General features: G+C 41.9%; 24 protein-coding genes and 2 tRNA genes. 13 read left to right on the forward strand and 13 right to left on the reverse strand.

The genetic code is table 11. From position 1 onward, the window contains the following. The first annotated feature begins 30 nt into the window (after positions 1-30). The gene (ssb, locus tag FTU22_RS02280; protein WP_078193176.1) at positions 31-618 is read left to right on the forward strand and encodes a single-stranded DNA-binding protein; all 588 of its coding nucleotides are present in this window, start codon (positions 31-33) and stop codon (positions 616-618) included. A 123-nt stretch (positions 619-741) separates the two neighbouring features. On the opposite strand, the gene FTU22_RS02285 is transcribed toward ssb, so the two are convergent. After that, positions 742-1,206 (reverse strand): hotdog fold domain-containing protein, encoded by a 465-nt coding sequence (locus tag FTU22_RS02285; RefSeq protein ID WP_168378960.1) that lies wholly within the window; start codon positions 1,204-1,206, stop codon positions 742-744. A 132-nt stretch (positions 1,207-1,338) separates the two neighbouring features. On the opposite strand from FTU22_RS02285, the gene FTU22_RS02290 reads away from it, so the two are divergent. Both FTU22_RS02290 and ahpC read left to right on the forward strand, forming a co-directional pair. After that, a complete protein-coding gene (locus FTU22_RS02290; protein WP_180092785.1) occupies positions 1,339-1,977 on the forward strand; it encodes a TetR/AcrR family transcriptional regulator in 639 nt (212 codons plus the stop codon). A gap of 162 nt (positions 1,978-2,139) precedes the next feature. Further along, the gene (gene ahpC / locus FTU22_RS02295) at positions 2,140-2,703 is read left to right on the forward strand and encodes an alkyl hydroperoxide reductase subunit C (RefSeq protein ID WP_078190520.1); all 564 of its coding nucleotides are present in this window, start codon (positions 2,140-2,142) and stop codon (positions 2,701-2,703) included. Positions 2,704-2,770: 67 nt separating this feature from the next. Here ahpC and FTU22_RS02300 read toward each other — a convergent pair whose 3' ends face one another. Continuing rightward, on the reverse strand, positions 2,771-3,694 hold the full coding sequence (locus FTU22_RS02300; RefSeq protein ID WP_180025069.1) for a LysR substrate-binding domain-containing protein: 924 nt from the start codon (positions 3,692-3,694) through the stop codon (positions 2,771-2,773). A gap of 107 nt (positions 3,695-3,801) precedes the next feature. Next, a complete protein-coding gene (gene ycaC, locus FTU22_RS02305) occupies positions 3,802-4,434 on the reverse strand; it encodes an isochorismate family cysteine hydrolase YcaC (RefSeq protein ID WP_180092934.1) in 633 nt (210 codons plus the stop codon). Between the two features lie 322 nt (positions 4,435-4,756). Between ycaC and FTU22_RS02310 the strand changes: the two genes are divergently transcribed. The 3 genes from FTU22_RS02310 to FTU22_RS02320 all read left to right on the forward strand — a co-directional run bounded on the left by FTU22_RS02310 (position 4,757) and on the right by FTU22_RS02320 (position 8,193). Further along, complete coding sequence (locus FTU22_RS02310; RefSeq protein WP_180025915.1) at positions 4,757-5,635, forward strand: pirin family protein; 879 nt, start codon at positions 4,757-4,759, stop codon at positions 5,633-5,635. Between the two features lie 430 nt (positions 5,636-6,065). After that, positions 6,066-7,364, forward strand: a complete 1,299-nt coding sequence (locus FTU22_RS02315) for an FAD-dependent oxidoreductase (protein WP_180002759.1) — start codon at positions 6,066-6,068, stop codon at positions 7,362-7,364. Position 7,365: 1 nt separating this feature from the next. Next, positions 7,366-8,193: a cyclopropane-fatty-acyl-phospholipid synthase family protein gene (locus FTU22_RS02320; protein ID WP_180002761.1), complete on the forward strand. Its 828-nt coding sequence runs from the start codon at positions 7,366-7,368 to the stop codon at positions 8,191-8,193. A gap of 51 nt (positions 8,194-8,244) precedes the next feature. Here the strand turns inward: FTU22_RS02320 and FTU22_RS02325 are convergent. The 3 genes from FTU22_RS02325 to FTU22_RS02335 form a co-directional block, all read right to left on the reverse strand. Further along, positions 8,245-8,320 (reverse strand) — tRNA-Thr (locus tag FTU22_RS02325). A 190-nt stretch (positions 8,321-8,510) separates the two neighbouring features. Continuing rightward, positions 8,511-8,738, reverse strand: a complete 228-nt coding sequence (locus FTU22_RS02330) for a hypothetical protein (protein ID WP_078190515.1) — start codon at positions 8,736-8,738, stop codon at positions 8,511-8,513. A 430-nt stretch (positions 8,739-9,168) separates the two neighbouring features. Next, positions 9,169-9,259, reverse strand: a tRNA-Ser gene (locus FTU22_RS02335). A gap of 122 nt (positions 9,260-9,381) precedes the next feature. On the opposite strand from FTU22_RS02335, the gene FTU22_RS02340 reads away from it, so the two are divergent. Further along, positions 9,382-11,262: a potassium transporter Kup gene (locus tag FTU22_RS02340; RefSeq protein WP_180009243.1), complete on the forward strand. Its 1,881-nt coding sequence runs from the start codon at positions 9,382-9,384 to the stop codon at positions 11,260-11,262. 203 nt (positions 11,263-11,465) lie between these two features. On the opposite strand, the gene FTU22_RS16455 is transcribed toward FTU22_RS02340, so the two are convergent. Further along, on the reverse strand, positions 11,466-12,182 hold the full coding sequence (locus FTU22_RS16455) for a hypothetical protein (protein ID WP_180092788.1): 717 nt from the start codon (positions 12,180-12,182) through the stop codon (positions 11,466-11,468). A gap of 263 nt (positions 12,183-12,445) precedes the next feature. Here FTU22_RS16455 and FTU22_RS02350 point away from each other — a divergent pair, with 263 nt between their 5' ends. Both FTU22_RS02350 and FTU22_RS02355 read left to right on the forward strand, forming a co-directional pair. Continuing rightward, positions 12,446-13,534, forward strand: a complete 1,089-nt coding sequence (locus tag FTU22_RS02350) for a DNA/RNA non-specific endonuclease (RefSeq protein ID WP_078193159.1) — start codon at positions 12,446-12,448, stop codon at positions 13,532-13,534. Positions 13,535-13,651: 117 nt separating this feature from the next. Beyond that, entirely contained in the window at positions 13,652-13,900 is a 249-nt protein-coding gene (locus FTU22_RS02355; RefSeq protein ID WP_078193158.1) for a hypothetical protein, read from the forward strand. A 99-nt stretch (positions 13,901-13,999) separates the two neighbouring features. Here the strand turns inward: FTU22_RS02355 and aqpZ are convergent, their stop codons facing one another. Together aqpZ and FTU22_RS02365 are read right to left on the reverse strand one after the other, a co-directional pair. Beyond that, the gene (gene aqpZ, locus FTU22_RS02360; RefSeq protein ID WP_180063003.1) at positions 14,000-14,686 is read right to left on the reverse strand and encodes an aquaporin Z; all 687 of its coding nucleotides are present in this window, start codon (positions 14,684-14,686) and stop codon (positions 14,000-14,002) included. A gap of 166 nt (positions 14,687-14,852) precedes the next feature. Continuing rightward, positions 14,853-15,863 carry an AraC family transcriptional regulator gene (locus tag FTU22_RS02365; protein WP_111884518.1) on the reverse strand — a complete coding sequence of 337 codons (1,011 nt, stop codon included), beginning with the start codon at positions 15,861-15,863 and terminating at the stop codon, positions 14,853-14,855. Between the two features lie 111 nt (positions 15,864-15,974). Here FTU22_RS02365 and FTU22_RS02370 point away from each other — a divergent pair, with 111 nt between their 5' ends. Beyond that, entirely contained in the window at positions 15,975-16,595 is a 621-nt protein-coding gene (locus tag FTU22_RS02370; protein WP_111884519.1) for a hypothetical protein, read from the forward strand. A gap of 375 nt (positions 16,596-16,970) precedes the next feature. Here FTU22_RS02370 and hisF read toward each other — a convergent pair whose 3' ends face one another. After that, complete coding sequence (gene hisF / locus FTU22_RS02375; RefSeq protein WP_320109244.1) at positions 16,971-17,732, reverse strand: imidazole glycerol phosphate synthase subunit HisF; 762 nt, start codon at positions 17,730-17,732, stop codon at positions 16,971-16,973. A gap of 110 nt (positions 17,733-17,842) precedes the next feature. Here hisF and FTU22_RS02380 point away from each other — a divergent pair, with 110 nt between their 5' ends. From FTU22_RS02380 to FTU22_RS02390, 3 genes are read left to right on the forward strand one after another with little or no spacing between them, the layout of a single operon-like run. After that, a complete protein-coding gene (locus tag FTU22_RS02380; protein WP_180092791.1) occupies positions 17,843-18,793 on the forward strand; it encodes a homoserine kinase in 951 nt (316 codons plus the stop codon). 27 nt (positions 18,794-18,820) lie between these two features. Beyond that, positions 18,821-19,447 carry a DUF1294 domain-containing protein gene (locus FTU22_RS02385; protein WP_180010574.1) on the forward strand — a complete coding sequence of 209 codons (627 nt, stop codon included), beginning with the start codon at positions 18,821-18,823 and terminating at the stop codon, positions 19,445-19,447. 39 nt (positions 19,448-19,486) lie between these two features. Continuing rightward, on the forward strand, positions 19,487-19,879 hold the full coding sequence (locus tag FTU22_RS02390) for a hypothetical protein (protein WP_168378990.1): 393 nt from the start codon (positions 19,487-19,489) through the stop codon (positions 19,877-19,879). A gap of 90 nt (positions 19,880-19,969) precedes the next feature. Here FTU22_RS02390 and FTU22_RS02395 read toward each other — a convergent pair whose 3' ends face one another. The 3 genes from FTU22_RS02395 to FTU22_RS02405 form a co-directional block, all read right to left on the reverse strand. Then, positions 19,970-20,857, reverse strand: a complete 888-nt coding sequence (locus tag FTU22_RS02395; RefSeq protein WP_180092794.1) for a DMT family transporter — start codon at positions 20,855-20,857, stop codon at positions 19,970-19,972. 69 nt (positions 20,858-20,926) lie between these two features. Then, positions 20,927-21,658: a 1-(5-phosphoribosyl)-5-[(5-phosphoribosylamino)methylideneamino]imidazole-4-carboxamide isomerase gene (gene hisA, locus FTU22_RS02400; protein WP_078190493.1), complete on the reverse strand. Its 732-nt coding sequence runs from the start codon at positions 21,656-21,658 to the stop codon at positions 20,927-20,929. A gap of 193 nt (positions 21,659-21,851) precedes the next feature. Next, on the reverse strand, positions 21,852-22,616 hold the full coding sequence (locus FTU22_RS02405; protein WP_180092797.1) for a hypothetical protein: 765 nt from the start codon (positions 22,614-22,616) through the stop codon (positions 21,852-21,854). Positions 22,617-22,938 lie beyond the last annotated feature (322 nt).

Here is a 22,938-nt window from a genome sequence, read left to right on the forward strand (position 1 = left end):
TAATAGAAACAAATAGGAAGAATACGTCTGATGCGTGGTGTAAATAAGGTCATTTTAGTTGGTACTTTGGGTCGTGACCCTGAAACAAAAACTTTCCCAAATGGTGGTTCTCTCACTCAGTTCTCAATTGCAACGAGTGATTCATGGACAGATAAAAATACAGGTGAACGTAAAGAGCAAACAGAATGGCACCGTATTGTGTTACATAACCGCTTAGGTGAAATTGCACAGCAATATTTGCGCAAAGGTTCTAAAGTGTATATTGAAGGTTCATTACGTACTCGTCAGTGGACAGATCAAGGCGGTCAAGAGCGTTACACGACTGAAATTCGTGGTGAACAAATGCAAATGCTTGACAATAATCGCCAACAAGGCGAACAAGGTCAAGGCGGTGATTTTGGTCAGCCTCGTTTTAATAATCAACAAGGTGGTTATAACAATAACCAAAACCAAGGTGGCTACGGTAATAGCTCAAACCAAGGCGGTTATGGCAATAACCAACCGGCTCAAGGCAATAGCTATGGCAATAACAACCCAGGTGGTTTTGCGCCAAAACAACAGCCTGCACCGACACCGGCTCCTGCAGCAGCAGATTTAGATGATGACTTACCGTTCTAATGAACCTTAAACACAGCGTTTAAAACGGTAGATCATCATCAAAAAAAGCCCTCAATCTTGAGGGTTTTTTTTCGCAGGTCTCATCTTGAAAGATCAGTTTCATTTTGCAATTGAGTCGACGACTTATTTTTTTTCAGAAACCCACATGGTAATTACGGCTTTAAAAACGGCTTCATTACGCGTGTTGTTCACCACGACATTCACCAAATAATCACTCCCTGCATTCCACGTAAAATTAGCATCGACAGGCGTGGCAATGGCCGTTAAATCTGTATCGGCTTTTTTCAAATATTCCACAGTCATGCCTTTGGGAATCCAACGATGGCTGCTCGGAACGGTTACATCCGTCATGGTACCGCCAGCCAATTCGGCCATATTACACATGGCAATCGCGTGGACAGTGCCAATATGATTCAACACACTGCGCTGTTTTTTAATATGTAGTTCACAGTATTGGGGCTTTAATTCATCAAAAACAGGCGAAATACTGCTGAAATACGGTGCTTTTAAACACAGCAATTTAGAAAAAGTCCATTTCCCTGCGGGTTTGTTTTGGAAGGTCTTCCATAATTTTAATGCTTGGCTCATGCTTAATTATCCTTCATTATTCAGAATATAATTCTAATGCAGAATAATATTCTGTTAGTGGCGTAAATGACGTCACAGCTATAAAAAAAAGCCAACATTGTTTTAAAATGACCCGAGCAAAGGAAAGTATCGATGTCGTCAAATCAAGCATTATTGCAACGAATTTACAGTGGTCGCAGAGCGGAACTTAAAAGGCAGATCTTAGGAGAAGCCCTTGCATGTTTTGTAGAACAAGGGATTGAAACGACGACGATTGAACATGTACGAGACCGTGCAGAGACCAGTGTTGGAGCGATTTACCATCATTTTAAAAATAAAGATGGTTTAGTAGCAGCATTGTATTTTGCGGCATTGCAAGATCAATTTGCGAAAAGGGCAGACGCCTTGACACAGGCCCAATCGCTGCAGGAAGGCATTCAAGCCATTTTGTGCTCGTATATAGACTGGGTCGAAGCCTATCCTGATTTTGCAGAATTCTTATATGCTGCAGGGTTTAGTATGCGTAAGGAAACGCTACAAGCCGAGTTAAAACAACATAATCTACAACGCAATACCGCGCTGCTGGGTTGGTTGACCGCACAATCCGATTGGCATTTGATCGAGCATCTACCCAAAGAATTAATGATGTCTTTGGTCTTAGGGGCAACGGAAAATTATTGTCGGGCATGGTTATCGCATAAAGTCAAAACGCCACCATCACACTATAAACAACAGTTTACACAGGCTGCTTGGCAGGCCCTCTGTATGGATATAAAGCCTTGCTCTCATTGAAATTGATTGGTTTGCTCGATGGAAAGGTAAAGATTGATTTAAATAGTAAATCTAAAAATCCGATAGTTTTTATAAAAAAGTTCGGTTTTACCTATGATTTGATAAGTCGTATTCTAGCTTCAACAGATAAGCAATCCCTGAAATGAGTTAGAGGAATATCAAATGAGTTTAATTAATACTGAAGTAAAACCATTTAACGCTACCGCTTACCAAGACGGTCAATTTATTGAAGTTTCAGAAAAAGACTTCTACGGTAAATGGTCTGTGGTGTTTTTCTATCCTGCTGACTTTACTTTTGTATGTCCAACAGAATTAGGCGATCTTGCTGATCACTATGCTGAATTCAAAAAAATGGGCGTAGAAATTTATTCAGTATCTACTGATACACACTTCACGCATAAAGCTTGGCACGATTCTTCTGAAGAAATTAAGAAAATCGAATACCCAATGGTTGGCGATCCAACTTGGACACTTGCGAAAAACTTTGATGTTTTAATTGAAGCGGATGGTCTTGCTGACCGTGGTACTTTCGTAATTGACCCTGAAGGTAAAATCCAAATCGTTGAAATCAATGCAGGTGGTATTGGTCGTGATGCTTCTGAATTGATGCGTAAAGTAAAAGCTGCTCAATATGTACATGCACACCCAGGTGAAGTATGTCCTGCAAAATGGAAAGAAGGTGAAGCGACGCTTGCACCATCGATCGACCTAGTGGGTAAAATCTAATTTGGTGATCCAACCGTAGATTTAAAAAAGCCAGAACTCAGTTCTGGCTTTTTTGTGGTTTAGATCATTAGACTAAATAGCCATCATGTTCTGGAGCATAGCCACGAACTCCATCGACTAAATAGTCAATTAATCTTTCCATGACTAGGCGTTGACCTTTGCGCGAAGCATATACCAATTGCACCGTACCGACATTTGAGCACCATTCGGGGAAGAGGTGAATTAAACGACCTGCCTCAATATCTGCTTGCACGGTTAAATAGGGTAAGTCTGCAATGCCTAAACCATCGAGTGCTGCATAATAAGTACCGGCTAAGTCATTGCTTTTAATCCGAGGCTGTAAGGCAATTTCAATCTGTTCTTGCTGTCCTGTATGATGCAAATGCCATTGATAGCGGTTTTTCTGTGTGCCCAAAACGATACTCGGAAATTCTGTCAATTCGGTAATATGCTTTAACTCGCGTCCTTGTAAAAGTTCAGGACTAATCACTAAGCAATGCACGGTTTTAATCACGTCACGTACAATAATACTCGAGTCTTCATTCTTACTAAAATTGGTGCGAATCGCCAAATCAATGTCGTCATGTAAGACATCCACACGGCGGCTAGACAGCTCGAGTTCGACCTGAACTTTGGGATGATCTTTTAAAAACTGATTTAACAAGGGGCGAATTTGATGTTCCATCATGACTGGTGGACAGCTAATTTTAACCAAGCCTTCAAGTTCACTTTTTTGCTTCAAGAGCACCTGATGCGCACATTCGACTTGTTCGATCACTTTTATGCATTCTTCATACAATTCTTGGCCTAATGTCGTGACCTTAAAGTGTCGGGTAGAACGCTGAATAAGGGTGACATTATATTTGGCTTCAAGATCTAAAATGCGTCGGCTTAATTTTGATTTTGTAATATTCGATGCTTCACTTGCAGCGCTAAAACCGCCATGTTTCACCACCAAGTAAAAGTAGTAATAGTCATCAAATGAATGCATGGATCACCTTATGCAGTGAAAAATTATTTCAATTCCAATTATCATACGTCAATTTATACATCAGGTATAAAAAAAGCGGCTCGAAGCCGCTTTTTACTACTGGAGGATTATTTCTTTTCAGTATTTTGCGTATAGCTGTTGATGAGGTTACGGTAGTCTGGAATATGGTTGCCGAAAAGCGCACCTAAACCTTCAATATCATTACGCCAGTCACGGTGTAATTCACACGCGGTACCAAACCACGTCATGAGCTGTGCACCCGCTTGCGTCATACGTTCCCACGCTGAGTCGCGGGTTAAATGGTTGAAAGTACCTGAAGCATCGGTCACCACAAAGACGTCAAAGTCTTCTTCTAAAGCAGACAAGGTTGGGAAAGCCACACAAACCTCAGTCACTACACCAGCAATAATCAATTGTTTTTTGCCGGTTGCTTTGACTGCTTTCACAAAATCTTCATTATCCCAAGCATTAATTTGACCTGGTCGTGCAATATAAGGTGCGTCAGGGAACATTTCTTTGAGTTCTGGAACTAATGGCCCGTTTGGACCTTGTTCAAAACTGGTGGTGAGAATTGTTGGAAGATTAAAATATTTAGCGGCTGCAGCCAGTGCGAGCACATTATTTTTAAATTTATCTGGATCAATGTCGCGAACCAATGAAAGTAGACCTGTTTGATGGTCAACTAAAAGTACCGCGGCATTATCTTTGTCTAAACGAACGTAAGGTTTGCCCCATTTTATTGTCCTCTTTCCTGTTTGCAACTACGCAGGATCAGATGAAATCTGCGTGTTAACTAGATTTAGAATAGTTGTAAAAATGAGACAATGAAATGGGTTTAAATGAGAAGCTCAATCATAAAATTGGGATAATTCATCGTTGTATATGTCTTAAACCTTAGAATTTCGAAATTAATGCTTGGTTTTGAGTGAGGTGCAGATTTTATGTCTGAGTATTGTTCTAATTTTGAGATATAGAATGCTATCTGGAAGATGGTCAGTAAGTATTTCAAAGCTTAAAATAAGCGCTATGTTCATCCTATCGTATGAATATAGGAGCTAAGAAATGAAAAAAGTAATTGGTGTTTATCGTAATCAGCAAATGCACTGGGTGGGCGATGGTTTTCCAGTCAAAAGCTTATTTTCCTATGATCGTCTAGGTCAGGCGATTAGCCCATTTTTGCTTTTGGATTATGCGGCACCTTATCAGTTCGATCCCACCACTGCACGGCATGGTGTAGGTTCACATCCACATCGTGGTTTTGAAACGGTGACTATCGCCTACAGCGGTGAAGTGACTCATAAGGACTCAAGTGGTGGTGGCGGCACAATTCAAACAGGCGATGTGCAATGGATGACCGCAGGGTCGGGTCTGGTGCATGAAGAATTTCATTCGCCTGAATTTGCTCAAGCAGGTGGTCTTTTTGAAATGGTTCAATTGTGGGTGAATTTACCGGCAAAAGACAAAATGACCCAGCCTCGTTATCAAGCGATCACACGCCAAGATATTCCTCGCATAGACATGGATGAAGGTGCAGGGCATATTCGGGTGATTGCTGGTGAAATGGGTGGTCACCTTGGGCCTGCACAAACCTTTAGTCCAGTGAATGTCTGGGATGGTGAATTGAAAGCTCAATATGAAACCACCTTACATGTACCTGAAGGGCATAACACCATTTTGGTGGTCTTGAAGGGTGAGGTTGTGGTGAATGAAAGCCATAAAGTTCAAGACAGTTCGATGGTCATGTTTGCCAAAGATGATATCGCCATTCAGCTACAAGCGTTGCAGGACACACAATTTCTGTTACTTAGCGGTGAGCCACTAAATGAGCCGATTCAAGGTTATGGCCCATTTGTGATGAATAGCAAAGCTGAAATTATTCAAGCCTTTGATGATTTCAATAACGGAAAATTTGGTGAAATTGCGCTAGCGCATGAGGCTTAAGTGAAATTCATGCCGTTGAAATAGCCGAAAAAAAAGCCTCTGAACAGTCAGAGGCTTTTTTATTGAGCGCTGTAGTATTTATAGTTGTCATGATTTAAATATCATTTTACTTTTTATAAATTGTGATGAATTTATCACTTTCTTATGTGGCGCATCTTAGCGAGACTTGGCTTTAAAGTAAACCGAAAGTTATAAAAATGGTTAATTTAATTGTTTGGTTTTATAGGGTAATTAAAATTTTAAAGAAAAATATGTTTAAAAAACAAAGCTTAAATTGTGTGCTTTTTGACTGTAAATATTTGTAAATTTAACTTAAAAACGGCTGTACTGAAATCCATACAAAAAGTGCGAATCTGGTATTTTTTAATAGCTATTTTTAACTTCTGATCAGTCATACTTTTAAACTGTGTTTTATAGATGGAAAAGAAAATTGGAAATTGCAGTCATCGGTAGTGGCATGGCTGGGCTGGCTACCGCAAGAATTCTTAAAGACGCAGGGCATAACATTACAATTTTCGAAGCTCTGCCGGGTCGTGGTATGGATAGCCACAGCACTGAGTTTGAAGGCGGCTTGATCGATGCCCCTTTGCGTGTGATGAATCCACACCTCTGGAAAAATACCTTAAGTTTGGCGACCCATTTAGGGATTAAAACCTTCCCAGTCCGTACCTATATGGCATGCAGTTGGCTATTTGAAGATCGTACAGAAACGTGGTTGACCACCAGTCGTAGCCGTATTGGTAATTTCCCAATTATTAATAATCGTAAAGGCTTACAACAATATGGCTGGCGTTTAGTCAAAGGAATGTTGCAACTCAAAGCCGCGATCACTCGATTTTTTAAATCAAAAAATCAGGATATTACGCTTGCTGAATTCATTAATAAAAATGAAATTGAAGAAGTATTTTGGCATGGTGCAGTCATGCCTGTGTTGTATACCATTTGCACTTGTAACCCGAAAACGATTGGCGAATGGCCTGCGAAACCGCTGTTGATTTTCTTGCGTCAATTGACCAATGGTGATGCCTTGTTGCGTATCCAAGGTGGTACACCTGCGTTGGTTGATAAACTGATTGAAGGTTTAAATATTCAAAGTGGTACGGCAATTACCAAAGTGCTCGAGCAAGACGATAAAGTCTTGGTGGAAACTGAGGCCGGTGCACATCATCTATTCGATCGCGTGGTTGTTGCGACACCAACCACCAAAACGGAAGAATTTTTAGATTCTACTCAGTTTGCTGACGATATTGAGCTCTTAAAGAAATTTAAATTTGAGCAAGGTCAGTTGGTGATCCACACTGATCAAACGGTGATGCCGCCGAAGCGCAAAGATTGGTCTGTACTAAGTTATATGATGGATCGTAAATTTACTCGTCAGCAATTTACCGTGTGGCTTAACTCAATCGAGCCGAGCTTGGTGGGTAAAACTCCAGTGTTCCAAACTTGGCAGCCAGTGACACCGATTGATCCTAAAAAAGTGATCTCTTCGGTCAGTTTGACACGCGCAGTGGTGGATTCACATACGGTGGCGCTGAATAAAGAGTTACAGCAACGACATTTATCCCCTGAGCGTAAAGTCTTCTTTTGTGGCTCATGGTCTTGCGATGGTCTGCCGATTTTAGAGTCTGCGGTAACGTCTGCTATGCATATTGCAGAAATTTTTGGTGCGCCATTGCCGTTTGTGGGTTTAAAACCTAAAGTGGAGGTTGCCCCTCAACTCGGTTACTAACATGAAATGGCTTCAAGCAATTCGTCAGTACGTCCCTAGCCATAAATATGCGATTAACAGTCGACTACTCGGAGATGATGCGGAGCTTGCTTGGAGCAATTTGGGCTATTGGAATGATGCAAAATCATCCTATCCTGCAGCCTGTCAAAAACTCGCTTTCCATCTTGCCGAATCCATTCAATTAAAATCTACAGATCGTGTTTTAGACCTTGGTTGTGGGCAGGGCGCGAGCTTGGTTTTTTGGATGGAACATTTTCAAATTCAAAACTTATCCGCAGTCGAATTGCAAACCGAATGTGTGGAAAAAATCCAAAAAAATTTAAATTCAAAAATCAAAATACAACAAGATTCATTTTTGAATTTAAAAAATATTTATCCACAAAACTGTATGGATGCCGTACTGTGTATTGATGCTGCGTATCATAGTGATTTGAATTTATTGCTTTTATCAGTTGTTAATGTTTTGAATTCAAAGGGACGCTTTGCTTTTCACTATTTGATGTTGTCCGATGCGTTTTTGAATTTAAATTCAGTGCAACGATTGAAATATCAAAGTCTGTTGAAAGCAGCAGATGTGAATTTGAAAAATTTAAATTCAAAGCAAAATTTACAACACCAAGTGCAACAGGCAGGTTTCGAAAATATCCAGATTGAAGATATCAGCGAATTCGTATTTCAGGGTTTTGCCGATTATATTCAAGAACAAAAAAGTCAGATGAGCCTGAGTCATGTGGATCAATTCAAAATCAAGATGACGGCAAAATTGTGTGAGAAGTTGTATCGAGACGGGCTGATTCGTTATGTGCAGATTAGCGCGAGGAAGCCATAAAAAAGAGGCTTTAAAAACATCAAAGCCTCACTAAAAAGCGAGGCTAAGAAATGGTGCCGGCACACGGATTCGAACTGTGGACCTACTGATTACAAGTCAGTTGCTCTACCAACTGAGCTATGCCGGCGTTGTGGAATGCATTCTACAGATTTTTTGAAGTGGTGCAAGTTAAAAAAACAGCAAATCGAATGTAATTTATACGTTTGATTTATTCAGCATTCGACCGATGTTTGGCTCTAAAAACCAGAGAAATAAAAATAGGTAATGTTTCGCCCACAAGATGTGGGCGAAAAAATAGGATGGGTGAGCGTTGAGTGCTATTTCATTCTTAAAATTTGGTCTAGATCCTGTGCGCATTCTTCAAGTGTATATGCCATCTCCAGTTGCATTTGGGGGCGGAGTTCATTGGCGAGCTTTCGCCATTCGTCAATCAGACGCTGTGCTTTTTGAATTTTATGTTTATTAATGTCTTTGGCAAGGGTTGGGGTATAGCCACCACGTTTGGCGTTCTTGATCTGCTTAACATAGTTCTGGCTGTTATTCATGTTCTCTCCGGAATAGCAGTGATATATGAAAGGTGTTTTTTAAGTTTTTCGTTGATCAAGTTAAAAGTACCGCAATCGCGTTTCAGTTCTATGATGTTTAAATTAATGAATAATTTTTTGAATAGCACCTATATTGAGAGGATGATTTATTTTTAGCATAGGCTTAAGTAATTGTCTTTAGAATATAAAATTTGTATTTGTAAATAAACGTGTCCTTATTACTGTCAATAAAAAATCCATAAGTCGTGCATTAGGAAAGAAACGTGTGAATTAAATCCATCAATCAGGACTCAAATACTGTGAAGTCATTGAGCCAAAAAGTTTAAAGATCAATTAGGGAGAAATATTTAATATTGAGAACAATAAAATTAAAAAAGGCCTAAATTTTATCAATTTAGACCTTCATTCTGCTTGGTATAGCAGTTTATTCTGGCGGTGAAAGAGGGATTCGAACCCTCGAAACGCTATAAACGTTTACACACTTTCCAGGCGTGCTCCTTCAGCCACTCGGACACTTCACCTTTTGCGCGGTGGATAATAGCGAAAAAAATATATTCTGCCAAGAGAAACAATTGAATTAGACAAAAACATCTTGAGCGGTGCTATGATTCGCAAAAATCCTGTCTAAATTGAAGACAATTATATGCAAAGTACTGCACAAAAAGCCGCATTGCCTGCCATCACCTTGGCAGCTTTGGGCGTAGTATTCGGAGACATTGGGACGAGCCCGTTATATGCGCTGCGCCAATGTTTCCTCACAGCACACTTGGCGATTAGCGAAGCGTCTGTGCTGGGTATTCTGTCCCTGATTTTCTGGTGCATCATGCTGACGATTAGTTTTAAATACGTCAGCATCATTATGCGCGCAGATAACAATGGCGAGGGCGGTATTATGTCGCTGTTGGCCTTGAATCTACGAACCACACGAATTGCCGAAAACAAAAAAATCTACCTGATCGCTCTTGGTTTTATTGGGGCATCTTTGTTCTTTGGTGATGGGATCATTACCCCCGCAATCTCTGTGTTATCTGCGATTGAAGGCTTAAGTATTGCGACGCCGATGTTTAACCAATGGCTGCAACCCTTATCGATCGGTATTTTGGCGGGGCTATTTTTAGTGCAACGCCATGGCACAGGCACGATGGGTAAATTCTTTGGTCCCTTGACGCTTATGTGGTTTTTATCCATTGGTGGTTTTGGACTATGGAGTATTTCGCAAACACCATTTGTGTTGACCATGATCAGTCCGCATTGGGCTTTCAATTTTGTGGTACAGCAGCCCTATGTTGCATTCTTGACCATGGGTGCGGTCATCTTGACGATGACAGGTGGTGAGGCAATCTATGCCGATATGGGGCATTTTGGCCGACTCCCAATCCGCTTGGCATGGTTTATTGTGGTCATGCCGTGCTTGCTGTTGAACTATGCAGGCCAAGGTGCCTTGCTACTGCGTAATCCTGAAGCTTTAGCCAATCCATTTTATATGCTGATCCCTGAATGGGCATTGTATCCAATGATTGCTTTGGCGACAGCGGCCGCGGTGATTGCCTCTCAAGCGGTGATCACAGGGGTATTCTCTATGGTCAATCAGGCGATTCAATTGCGTTATTTGCCGCGTTTGACAGTGAAACATACCTCTGAAGTTGAACGTGGTCAGATTTATTTGCCATTTATTAACTGGGCATTGTTTATCTCGGTGCTGATCTTGATCTTGCTGTTTGAAAACAGTGCGAATTTGGCCAGTGCCTATGGCGTAGCTGTGACCATGACCATGCTCTGCGGTACGATTTTGATCTCAGTTTTAGCTTATGGTTTATGGCGTTGGCCGGTTTGGAAAGTGGCGATTTTTGCAGTGCCATTTTTATTGATTGATTTGATCTTTGTTGCATCGACATCATTAAAAATCGCAGCGGGCGGTTGGGTTCCAATCCTGATTGGTGCGGTATTGTTTACGATTTTAATGACGTGGAAAGATGGACGGGCATTGGTGCTCAATCGGCTCGGTAAAGATGCTTTGCCTATTGACCTGTTTATTCGCAGTGTCAGCATGGGTAGTGAAACCAAGTTTGTTCCAGGTGATGCCGTATTCTTAACCGGAACGCCTGAGATCGTGCCTCATGCCATGTTGCATAATATTAAGCACAACAAAGTTCTGCATGAACGCAATATTATGGTTACGGTCAACACCCGAGATGTGCCATTTGTACCCGAAAATGAGCGGGTGATCACGGAACAACTAGATGATCGATTCTATCGAATCACGATGTTTTATGGGTTTAAAGACCAGCCGAATATTCCTGCGGCTTTGGAGCATGCGTATCGTGAATTGGGCTTTGAATTTGATTTAATGCAAATCAGTTTCTTTATTTCCCGAGACCGCATTATTCATACCTTGGGTGAAGGCATGGCACCTTGGCGAGAAAAGCTGTTTATCTCTATGCAGCGAAATACCAGTCCAGTCAGCGATTTTTATCAAATTCCAACCAACCGTGTGGTTGAGTTGGGCAGTCAGATTGAAATTTAAGACCTAGATTGAACTTTTAGGCATAGATTTAAAAGTTAGACACGAAAAAGCCAGATCAATTCTGGCTTTTTTTTATCTGTAATAATTAAACTTTTTTAGTCCAAAGACATAGAGATCATTCTGTTACTTTTTCCTGGGAGGAGTATGCGAGCAAAACAACAGAATGAAGATGTTGCGTTATTTCATCCTTGAAAATACGCTGATTAGTTGATTGTCGCGTCTACATCTGCAGAGGCTTCAGGCGCAGCTTGGATGGCTTCGTCAGCAACAGGTGCTTCTGGGTTGGCTTGAATTGATGCATCTGCAGGATTTACACTTTGAGTCTCAGGTGCTGCCATAAAAGCATCTTGTTGTGCTTGAGGAGCTTCAGGCAATGCAGCCGATGTGCTATCGGTATTCACTGGCGCTTCTGCAGAAGAGGCAATGACGGGTGCAGCGTTGTTATCCGCTGATACGGCTTCAGGTGCTTGCTGTGCTGTTTCCACAGGTGCTTCAGTTACCGCGGCTTCAGGTGTATTGGCCACTGCTGTTTGTTCAGTTGGAACGGACTGCTCTGTAGGTGCAGCAGCTACACTTTGTTGTTCATTTGCGAGTGCATTTTCCGCTTCAGTCACGGCTTGTTCAGCATTTGCAGGGACTGCAGGTGCATTCGGATCGATTTGGTTTGCCTGAGCCTGTTCAGGGTTTAAGGGCTGTTCTGTTGCAGCGGCATTGACTTGTCCGGCAGGTACTTCAAGCAATTGAACTTGACCACTTGATACCAAGTCCTGAATAGAACCGGGTTGACCATTCACAGTGGTCACAATTTTGACTTTAGACAAGCTTTCTAAAGTGTCACCGGGTTGAATCGGCGGCTCTGCAAATGCTGCTGCGCTCATTAAACCTGAAATTAAACCTAAACCTAAAATTTTAGAATGCATAATCACTCCGTATATTTTTATCGCAATTTTTCGTATTTTTACCTTGTCATAATTCTTGAGGCGAATTCAATGAAACATACGCAACTGCTTCATGACCTCCTATAAAGAACTGCACAACTGCGACATAAAGTTACATCAACTGCTGCTTTGTTAAACAATATTTGTGTGATTGTTAAGCAAATTAAAAAAGAAAAGTGTACTAAAATATGCACCCTTGCTAAGCTGCGGAAAAATAGTCCTTTTAGAAGTCATTGTTGTAAGTCATGGTCAAAAAGAAACGCAATTCAGCAAATCCACTTTCACAGTTATTTGGGCAAAATGGCATAAAAGTGCTGTTGGGTCTGGTGGCAACAGGAAGCTTTGCTATTGCTTTCGGGCAAGAAAAAATTCAACAACTTGTTTCTATGAGCAGCACTTCAAATAGCGCCTGTTTGGACCAATTTTATCGTGAAGTGCCACCTTATTTGGTCCGTGAAAGCCTACATAAAAACAGTTTTCCACTGTGTTTTAATGGCTTTAATGTCATGTATTCAGGGATATCCAAGACACCGCTTTGGGTTGCAGAAGCATTAACCCCCGCACGCCTGAGTCAAAAAATTCCGCGTGAAGATAACTTTCATGAAGAGACTCGCGTGCCGTCTGAATATCGGGCTTTGCTTTCAGACTATAAATCTTCAGGCTATGACCGTGGACACATGGCGCCAAATGCCGATATGCCCAATAAAGCTGCGCAGTTAGACAGTTTTTCTTTGGCCAATATGGTGCCGCAAGCTCCAAAAAATAATCAGCAAGTGTGGCGTGAGTTAGAAGAAGCCACACGGGCGATAGTGACCAAACAAAAGCAAGATGTCTATGTGGTAACGGGGCCGGTATATAGTGCGAAAAAATTAAAAACCATCGGGCAAGGGGTCATCGTGCCGACCGCCACTTATAAGGCGATCTATTTGCCGAAAAAAGGTGTTGCAGGCGTGTACTATGCAGACAATACCTTGCGAGATACGGCACCGACAGTCAAAGTCATGAGTATTTGTGCGCTAGAAGAACTGACTGGAATTAATTTCTTTCCAGAATTAACTGAAGACCAAAAGCGTAATACCTACCGTTTGCCACTCAAAGCCACCCAAGTAAAAGCAAATCAAGATATCGCTTATTTGCATTGGGATGCTGAAAGCCAGTGTGCTGCAGATGTCGCAGAAGACAAGATTTTAAGTTTGCAAAAAGAGTTTAAATCGAGTGGTGGTTCTGTGGGAGAGACATCCATGGCAAGCAGTGAAAATGACAACAATCAAGATGCCTTGGTCAAACAATTGATTGAAGAAATTTTGCAATATCTGCTACAAATTTTGAAATAATCGAGCAGATAATAGCGTTGAACTGCGAGCGATGAAGAGGAGCATTGCTTGCAGTTGAAATCTTTTTCACGTATTTCTATTGCAGCATCAATACAACAAAAAAGAAGGATATCCAACATGTTTAAAGCATTTGAAAATGACACAGCGTCGCATGCAATTCATGACTTAACACTAGAAAATGGCCAAGATCGAATTAATATTTATGGCAACTTACAGGTGACGAAAGACCAAGCTGGTTTAGCTGCAGCGAAAGCTTTACAGGCATTTTTCAATGATGTGGTGACCACGCTTGAGGCAGAAACCAACTTAGCTGAAAAAATAGCGCAGGGCGGTGAAGACAACGAAGTGGAAAATCCATTTCTTTAATGCTGTGTCATCGGCTGTCGAAGGACGCAATGCTCAATTCGGGATGAATGAAAAAAAGCTCACAACCTGTGAGCTTTTTTTTGTTGCGTATTTTTCTATTTATGCGTCTTTTGCCATCAGTTTATAAATGACCGCACCAATCACTGCGCCAATGATTGGGGCTACCCAAAACAGCCAAACTTGCGACAGCGCAGCAGTTTCAGCAAAGAATGCGACACCCATACTACGCGCTGGGTTGACTGAAGTATTGGTGACGGGAATGCTGATGAGATGGATCAATGTGAGCGCAAGACCGATCGCAATTGGGGCAAAGCCAGCAGGGGCGCGTTTATCTGTTGCTCCCATGATCACAATCAGGAAGCCAGCCGTCAGCACAATTTCAATAACTAACGCTGAGAGCATAGAGTATTTGCCCGGAGATAATTCACCATAGCCATTGGTGGCAAAACCGCCGACGCCTGTAAATCCAGCCTGACCTTGCACAATGATGAATAGAATAAATGCGGCGAGGGTTGCACCCAGCAATTGAGAAATAATATAGGGTGCTAGTTCTTTGGCTTCAAAACGACCGCCTGCCCACAAGCCAATACTCACGGCAGGGTTAAAATGTCCCCCTGAGATATGACCCAGCGCATAAGCAGCCGTTAATACGGTTAGACCGAAGGCCAGTGCCACGCCAGCGAAGCCAATGCCAAGTTCAGGAAAGGCTGCAGCCAAGACCGCACTACCACAACCACCAAAGACCAGCCAAAACGTACCAATCAGTTCTGCTAAATATTTATTCATTTAAAACTCCATTTGTTTTTGTCATTTGGAATAGATTTTCAATCTTTCACTCAGCATGAGTGCAATCTAGTTGTGAAGTGTTGTTTTATTCATTTATTGAATATGCATAGATTTAATGGATTTTGCTGAAAATCACAACATTTAAAATGATAACTGTGTCACATTTTTAACTTGCTGCTTCAATTTGCGATAAGCGCCATTGCTGTGGGGTTAAGTTTCGCCATTGTTTAAATGCACGTTGAAACGCACTCTGTTCTGAATAACCCAGCAGTAACGCAATTTCTTGCAAACTTAAATGCGGGTCTCTTAAAAATTCTTCTGCCATCATGCAGCGGACTTCCTGCATACGTTGCTGATAGGTGCTGCCTTGTTGTTGTAAATGGCGTTGTAATTGTCGGACGGACAGATTCAGTTGCGTAGCGACATGTTCAATTTGGAACTGATTTTTTTGCAAACCCATTAAGATGGCTTGCTGTAAGCGTTGGTCGATTTGCGTGGTATTCGGCAGTTTTTCTAATAAAGACTGTGCCTGTTGCATCAACAGTTTTTGTAAGGTCTGATCGCCTTGGGAAAAAGGGCGAGACAGTTCTTGAATGGGAACGATAACCTTCGACTTTTCTTGGGAAAAACGAACTTTGCAGCGAAAATATTGTTCATACTGAGCGACATTTTTCGGTGCAGGATTATGAAAATGCACTTCGTGTAAATTGATATCTTCAAAACGCATAAATAATTTTAGAAACTGCAGCATTAACGCAATCGCAATTTCATCGGTCAATTGATTGGCCATATTCATGGGTAAATCATTCCAACCGATAGAGAAAAAATCATTTTGAATATCAATCAGCAATGGACTGCCATCGAAGATTAAGCGATGAAAATCATGGTAGCGGAGCAGCGCTTCGCCCAAGTTTTCACAGGACAGGGCAATATACGCAATAATGCCAATATGTTTGGGTTGCACATGTTCAGCAATTTCTAAACCCAGCGCCGGCTTTTGGATCTTTTGATCTAAATCCATCAATAAATCACGCCAAATGGCATAATCAAAACGCTCTAAGTTTTTAACTTTATTCAATTTTTCAGGAATAGCAATGCCTTGAGCTTGGTGATAAGCATAGAGCAAATGGCCCAGTCCTCCATAGACCGATCCTGTATAGTCCTTGAGTTGTTGCATATTTTTTTAATTCTAAATTTTGTCGTGTTTTGTCAATAATATTAAAAAAAACGGTCAATATCTAGCCCTTTTCATTACCTATAGTGGAGCTAAGAAAAGGAGATATTGGTCATGTTAAAAGGTTTTATTGCAGGGTTGGTCGTCGCCAATGCCTTTGAATGGTTCGCGCATAAATATGTTTTGCATGGGACACATCGGTCAGGCAAGCCACGTTTTAGTCCAGTACCGAAAAGCATGAAATCACATTGGGAACATCATCGTGAAGTTCGAAAAACAGATTTTCATGATCATGGCTATGTTGAAGGTGTACAGAACTGGCGCACGAAAAATGAAATATTGTCACTGGTGGCAGTTTCAGCGGTATTTGTCCCGCTATTTTATCCCATTTCCAAAGGAATGAGTTTGTCTGTGCTGTATTGCGCAGGGAATTATTATTATATCCATCGTCGCGCACATCTTGAGCCAGAGTGGGCGATGAAAAAGATTCCATGGCACTATGACCACCATATGAACTCAAATCAGGATGCCAATTGGTGTGTGACTAAGCCGTGGTTTGACTATATTTTAGGGACTCGAGTGATCTCCTCGGCGAAATTACAGGAACAGAACCCATTGGGTGTGCTACTGCCGACAGCGATTGCGAAACCATTGTCACACTGGGTGAATCGGGTATTTCCTGCAAAGTGGGTGGCTGAGCGTGAAAAGCCAGCTGCACTTCTTGAAACGGTCTAATATGGATGCACTGTGCGTTTTGACAACGAGCGTTGCTATCCAATTGGGCTGTCGCAATTTGTCAATAAATTATGAATCTACTGTCAATCAAATACAGTGTAAATGCCCTATATTTAAATCATCAAAAGGCTTGTACACGACGAGTTGATTGATGAAGTTGCTATGTATATTTTTTCATTTGTTTTAAGTATCAGACCAAGTGCTGTAGTTTTTCTTGGTTTATAGGAGCCGACAAGGCTCCTTTTTTTATGTCTATAGTAAATGAATTGTATGGACGATGCTCTGCTAAAACGTCAATGACGTGGCATCAAAGCAACAAAGCAAAAAAAAGAGCGAATCATCGCTCTTCTTCAATCTTCATTGAAAATGAATCAATTAAAGACGCATTTCAATACCTTGTTCTGCTAGATATTTTTTCGCTTCAGGAATGGTGTGTTGACCAAAGTGGAAAATAGATGCTGCAAGCACAGCATCTGCACCGCCTTTTAAAATGCCATCGGCCAAATGTTGGAGATTACCGACACCACCAGAAGCAATGGTTGGAATGGTCACACGGTCATTGATGTTACGCATCAGTTCAATGTCATAACCGGCTTTGGTTCCATCAGCATCCATCGATGTGATGAGTAATTCACCTGCACCGAAGTCCGCCATTTTTACTGCCCATTCGATGGCATCGATACCGGTTTCTTTACGACCACCGTGGGTGAAAATTTCCCATTTATTATCTCCGGTTTTTTTCGCATCAATAGCAACCACAATACACTGTGCTCCAAAACGCTGAGAGGCTTCTTGTACAAATTCAGGATTATAAATAGCTGCAGAGTTAATCGAAACTTTGTCCGCACCAGCATTTAATAACAGGCGGATATCTTCTACTTTACGCACGCCACCACCGACTGTTAATGGCACAAATACAGACTCAGCCATACGCTCTACCGTACGGTAAGTGGTATCACGACCATTTGAGGTTGCGGTAATGTCTAAGAAGGTAATTTCGTCCGCACCTTGTTCGTTATAACGGCGTGCAACTTCAACTGGATCGCCTGCATCACGAATATCAAGAAATTGAACACCTTTCACTACACGACCGTTGTCCACGTCGAGGCAAGGAATAATACGTTTAGCAAGCATAATTTTTTCCAAAAATAACAGCCGATTATGAAACTTCGCGACTTAGATGCTACACCTTAGTAGTCGGAGCGGTTATTCTATCAAAAATATGTAAGTTTTTTCGCAGGTTTTCTATGTCGGTTTATACCACTTTGACTTTAAAGGAAGTTCAGGATTTTGCAGCACCTTATGGACTGGAGGTGATTGACCTGATTCCGATTCAAGGCGGTATTCAAAATACCAACTATTTTATTGTTTGCGAAAATGGCACGCAGTATGTATTAACTGTTTTTGAAGAGATGGATGAGCAAGGTGCAGGGGAGCTGGTGCCTGTACTCGAACATTTGGGGCAGGCTGGTCTAGCTGTGCCTGTACCGCTGAATCATTCGGGTAAAGCGATTCATAGCTTAAAGGATAAACCTGCACAGATTGCGCCACGCATGCAAGGTCAACATCCCATGCCTGCGAGCTTAGTGCAAGCAGAAGCGATTGCTGTAGCCCAAGCGAAAATGCATGTGGCTTTACAAGATTTCCCTTTGGAACGTGCAGAATATCGTGATCATGCTTATTGGTTACAAGTTTCACGTGATATTCGTCCAACATTAAATGAAGCAGATACCACGTTACTTAACAATCTGTTGGGCTTATATGACATCTTAACGGCGATGTATCCAGACCGTCCTACCGGTTTTATTCATTCTGATCTGTTCCGTGACAATACTCTATTTGAAGGCGATCAACTCAACGGCATTTTAGACTTTTATGAGTTAAATAAAGACGAACTCTTGTTTGATATTGCTATTACTTTAAATGACTTCTGTACTGAATATCCGGATGTACATTTGAATGAAGACAAAGCCATTGCCTTTTTAAATGCCTATGAAAGCGTGCGTCCATTAACCGCAGATGAAAAATCATGCCTAGAGTTATATTTGGCGATGGCGGCGGGTCGCTTCTGGATGATGCGTTTACAGGTAGCACAGAAAAATGCTGCAGAAGGCCGTACAGGGGATGATATTTTGCAGAAAAACCCTGCTGAAATGCGTAATATGCTGATTGAACGATTAAAATTCGTCACAGCATAAATATTAAAAACAACGAGAGGTAAAAGCATGCGTGATCAAGGACGCTTAGTAGAATGGTTTGATGACAAAGGCTACGGCTTCATTCAACCGAACGATAGCACCAAAGATCGCGTATTTTTGCACATTAAAGATTTTTCCCGTCCCGGCCCACGACCAATCGTGGGCTGCGCGTTGGATTATGCTGTGATCTTAGACGAACGCGGACGCTTTCGTGCGCAGCAAGTGCATTATTTAAAAGCCTCACAAACCAAAGCTACACAACGCCCCAATAAAAAAAATGTGGTGCAGATGCCGCGTCAGGCACAGCCGATGCAAATCTTGTGCATTGTGTATATCCTAGCCTTGGCGGGTTTGTCTGTGGCGGGTTTACTCAGTGGCATGGTGCTGCTTTTTGTGAGTATTATCAATGTCCTGACCTATTGGTTCTACGCTCAAGATAAAGAAGCTGCGCAAATGGGGAACCGACGCGTGCCAGAAAATACACTGCATCTTTTGTCTTTTTTAGGTGGGTGGCCGGCGGCATGGCTGGCGCAGCAACGTTTGCGGCATAAAACACAAAAACAACCATTTCGAAAAATATATTTCTGTACTATAGCCTTTAACATATTACTGATTTTATGGCTAATTTCACCATTTAATATCCTACATATTTAGGGTGGAATGATCCGCAAAATCATCATGACGGAGAGCGAAATGAATTATTCCATTGATAAAGATCCAAACCGCCTGCTCACGATTATTTTGTATATTCTTTATATTGTGGCGATTTTTTCTGCCGGCTTGCTTGCGGTCCTCGCGTTGATTATCAATTACGTCAAACGCAGTGACGTCCGCGGTACGATTTTTGAAAGCCATTTTACTTGGCAGATTCGTACGTTTTGGTGGTATCTCATTTGGAACATCATTGCTTTCGTGCCGTTTATTTTTCTGTTCTTTACTGGCAATAATGCCAATGCCTTTGCGGGGGTGGCACTGGGAGCAAGTACCTTCTGCGTCACGGTGATCGGACTGTCTTGGTTATGGATTGTGTACCGCGCGATTAAAGGTTTAATTCGTGTCAATGACAACCGACCGATGTATGAGTAATGCGAGTTCAGAACTTTTTGGCATAAAAATCTTGGCATCAAAAAAGCGACCGTATGAGTCGCTTTTTTGATCTAATAGAGGATGCAGAAATTAGCGTTTCTTTAACCATTTCGGCCGCCATTCACTCACAATCACACCAAGCACTACACACAGTCCGCCAATGAGAGCGAGCGGTGTTAAGCGTTCACCCGCAAGCCGCCCAATGATTGCGGCCCAAACCGGTTCACCTGCATAGATGATTGCCGCCTGTGCAGGATCAACCATACGCTGCGCCCAGTTCATCACCAGTTGAATCACGGCGCTAGCCAGCCCCAATCCGCACAGTACAGCGATTAATGGCCATTCAAATTTGGGCAATGTGGTTTCACCTACCAGTGGAGCAAAGCAAAAACAGAACAGTGAAGCAAATGCCAATTGTAGAACCGTCACTCTGCGTAGATTGACGCGGGGTGCAAAATAACTGATCAAGATAATTTCAAAGGCAATGGTAATTGACCCGAGCAACGTAATGATTTGTCCAAAATTGAGCTGAATAGCCCCAAAACCATTACCAGTTAAAAAGACCAAACCGACAAAAGCCAAACTTACACCTAGCCATGTCATCAGATGTGGTTTATGCCGAAAACACAGCCACATAAAAATCGGCACCAGCGGCACATACAGCGCAGTTAAAAAAGCCGATTCGCTGCTGCTGATACTTTGCAAGCCGACCGTTTGCGTCGCATAGCCGATCGCAATCACCGCGCCAATACTTGCGCCCGCAATGACATCATGTTCAGAAAAATGTCTAAGATATTTGAGCGATAACAGACTCACAGCCAGTGTAGCTGCGGCAAAACGCAGACCGACAAACAGCACGGGACTGCTAAAATTTAAACCGTATTGCACGGTGATAAAACTGGCGCCCCAAATCATGGTAATCAGGATGAGTGCGAGCTGCGGAAACTTGGCTTTCCAAGCAGATTGGACGGTTGGCATGTGTATTTGAATGTTCAAAGTGGAGAAATAAAAAAAGAGGCCCGAAGACCTCTTTTCTGCTCGGGTAAATTACAAGCTTTGTTGATCAAGCAGTAATTGAGCTTCACGAAGGTTCAATGTGCCTTCATAAATTGCACGACCGGTAATCGCACCTAAAATGCCCGGTTGGCCTTTTAAGTTACGTACGTCGTCAAGGTTAGTCACGCCACCCGATGCAATAACAGGTAAGCCTGAATATGTTGCAAGGTTTACGGTTTGTTCAACGTTCACACCTTGCATCATGCCATCACGTGCGATGTCGGTGTAGACGATGCTCGATACGCCGGCATCTGCAAAGCGTTTTGCCAAATCAGTAGCTTTCACATCAGTGACATTTGCCCAACCATCCGTTGCTACCATGCCGTTCATGGCATCTATACCGACAATGATATGGCCTGCAAATTTTTTGCACGCTTCTTCAACAAATTCAGGCTCTTTTACCGCTTTTGTACCAATGATGACAAACGAGACGCCTGCATCAAGGTAGTGTTCAATGGTTTCAAGAGAGCGGATACCACCACCAATTTGAATTGGTAATTCAGGCTGTGCTTTAGCAATCGCTTCAACCACAGGCTTATGAATCGGTGTACCAGCGAAAGCACCGTTTAAATCTACCAAATGTAAGCGACGCGCGCCTTCATTTACCCAATGCTGTGCAGTTGCCACTGGATCGTCAGAAAATACGGTATCGTCTTCCATACGACCTTGTTTTAAACGGACACATTTGCCATCTTTCAGGTCAATTGCAGGGATGATCAGCATGCTTTCGCTCCTTGCTCAATCAAATTAAGAATGAATTTGTACCTAATCTTATCAAATAAACGGCTATTCACTAAATGCTAATATCAGAATTGATGAATTAAAAAAGCCTGACATAGGTCAGGCTAGTGCAAATAAAGGATTGGATTTTATTGTTGGTCTATAAAAATGCGCTGTGTATTAGCGTTTTTAGTCATTAAACATAAGCGGTTGTTTGTAATAAATCGCTGTTTACGGATTGAAGTAAGCTACCGACATCGTATAAGCCTTGATTGAGGGCTGTAGTACTTTCACCGACCACTTGAACGAGATCACCGACCACAGGGAGTTCAGTGGCAATCGATGTAATCGGTACAATGTCATCCAGTAAGGCATCTAAAGTGCCTGAAACATCTTGCACGACACTACCCATACTTGCTAAAGGATCATTCAGGACGGATGTTAATAATTCGCTAGGATCAATACTGGCTACATAGTCGCCCGTTTCAGCCAACAAGCCTGTTAAATTCCCCGTAGTTTCGCCTACTGCATCCAATAGACCGCCCAGCAATGGCAGGTCAGAAAGTACATCTGTGATTGGTGCAGCCACGCCACTGAGATGATCAACCAAACCTGCAACTTCCGTCACGGTTTGGCCGACCACACCAGTTACGCCATTGAGAGCGGTTTGTACACCGCCGAGAAGATCACCTGTCGCTAGTTGATCGGCTACCGCATGTAAGCCATCACCTAAGGTGCCGACCAACTGATTTTCAACCGCGAGTACTTTTTCGATGGTCCCACCAATGAGCGGAAGCTCAGTCAGTGCATCCGTTAAGGGCGCTGTTAAGCTACTTACGGTCTCTAATACGCTGTCTACTGTATCCAAAACAGTATTTAAAACCAGTCCAACCGCTTTACTGATCCCTTGTAAAGTCAGGCTGAGTACACCGCTGATTTTTCCTGTAAATAAGTTCAACATGTCAGGTTCTCCAAGCTTTTAAATTATGATGTGTTATGTATTTGGCAGACTTGTTTTAGCAAAAGGAGATTGATGAAAACAAATTATGAAAGTATAGAAAGAATGAGATAAATCATGTAATTCTGCTAGAAAACCCAGAGAGATCAAAACCTTAGCTGAATAAAAATATAATTGTATATTAATGTAATTAAAATGAGTTAAATCAAAGATATAAATGTACTTAAAAGGTGCGATTTTATTGTTTTTAGACTGTGTTGTGACTATTTTTAAGGCAATAAGGTACTGTTTAAATCTCTAGTGCAAATAAACTGCAAATTCATTG

The organism is Acinetobacter sp. YH12076 (genome assembly GCF_013419525.1).
GTDB lineage: Bacteria > Pseudomonadota > Gammaproteobacteria > Pseudomonadales > Moraxellaceae > Acinetobacter > Acinetobacter amyesii.

Excerpts from the sequence above, each read along its gene's own strand:
- FTU22_RS02370 (WP_111884519.1), top strand. The coding sequence starts at position 15,975 with ATGTTAAAAGGTTTTATTGCAGGGTTGGTCGTCGCCAATGCCTTTGAA.
- FTU22_RS02290 (WP_180092785.1), top strand. The coding sequence starts at position 1,339 with ATGTCGTCAAATCAAGCATTATTGCAACGAATTTACAGTGGTCGCAGA.
- aqpZ (WP_180063003.1), bottom strand. The coding sequence starts at position 14,686 with ATGAATAAATATTTAGCAGAACTGATTGGTACGTTTTGGCTGGTCTTT.
- FTU22_RS02320 (WP_180002761.1), top strand. The coding sequence starts at position 7,366 with ATGAAATGGCTTCAAGCAATTCGTCAGTACGTCCCTAGCCATAAATAT.
- FTU22_RS02340 (WP_180009243.1), top strand. The coding sequence starts at position 9,382 with ATGCAAAGTACTGCACAAAAAGCCGCATTGCCTGCCATCACCTTGGCA.
- FTU22_RS02385 (WP_180010574.1), top strand. The coding sequence starts at position 18,821 with ATGCGTGATCAAGGACGCTTAGTAGAATGGTTTGATGACAAAGGCTAC.
- FTU22_RS02395 (WP_180092794.1), bottom strand. The coding sequence starts at position 20,857 with ATGCCAACCGTCCAATCTGCTTGGAAAGCCAAGTTTCCGCAGCTCGCA.
- FTU22_RS02350 (WP_078193159.1), top strand. The coding sequence starts at position 12,446 with ATGGTCAAAAAGAAACGCAATTCAGCAAATCCACTTTCACAGTTATTT.
- FTU22_RS02355 (WP_078193158.1), top strand. The coding sequence starts at position 13,652 with ATGTTTAAAGCATTTGAAAATGACACAGCGTCGCATGCAATTCATGAC.
- FTU22_RS02365 (WP_111884518.1), bottom strand. The coding sequence starts at position 15,863 with ATGCAACAACTCAAGGACTATACAGGATCGGTCTATGGAGGACTGGGC.
- FTU22_RS02330 (WP_078190515.1), bottom strand. The coding sequence starts at position 8,738 with ATGAATAACAGCCAGAACTATGTTAAGCAGATCAAGAACGCCAAACGT.
- FTU22_RS02310 (WP_180025915.1), top strand. The coding sequence starts at position 4,757 with ATGAAAAAAGTAATTGGTGTTTATCGTAATCAGCAAATGCACTGGGTG.
- FTU22_RS02380 (WP_180092791.1), top strand. The coding sequence starts at position 17,843 with ATGTCGGTTTATACCACTTTGACTTTAAAGGAAGTTCAGGATTTTGCA.
- FTU22_RS02300 (WP_180025069.1), bottom strand. The coding sequence starts at position 3,694 with ATGCATTCATTTGATGACTATTACTACTTTTACTTGGTGGTGAAACAT.
- FTU22_RS02285 (WP_168378960.1), bottom strand. The coding sequence starts at position 1,206 with ATGAGCCAAGCATTAAAATTATGGAAGACCTTCCAAAACAAACCCGCA.
- FTU22_RS02405 (WP_180092797.1), bottom strand. The coding sequence starts at position 22,616 with ATGTTGAACTTATTTACAGGAAAAATCAGCGGTGTACTCAGCCTGACT.
- FTU22_RS16455 (WP_180092788.1), bottom strand. The coding sequence starts at position 12,182 with ATGCATTCTAAAATTTTAGGTTTAGGTTTAATTTCAGGTTTAATGAGC.
- ssb (WP_078193176.1), top strand. The coding sequence starts at position 31 with ATGCGTGGTGTAAATAAGGTCATTTTAGTTGGTACTTTGGGTCGTGAC.
- FTU22_RS02390 (WP_168378990.1), top strand. The coding sequence starts at position 19,487 with ATGAATTATTCCATTGATAAAGATCCAAACCGCCTGCTCACGATTATT.
- hisA (WP_078190493.1), bottom strand. The coding sequence starts at position 21,658 with ATGCTGATCATCCCTGCAATTGACCTGAAAGATGGCAAATGTGTCCGT.
- ahpC (WP_078190520.1), top strand. The coding sequence starts at position 2,140 with ATGAGTTTAATTAATACTGAAGTAAAACCATTTAACGCTACCGCTTAC.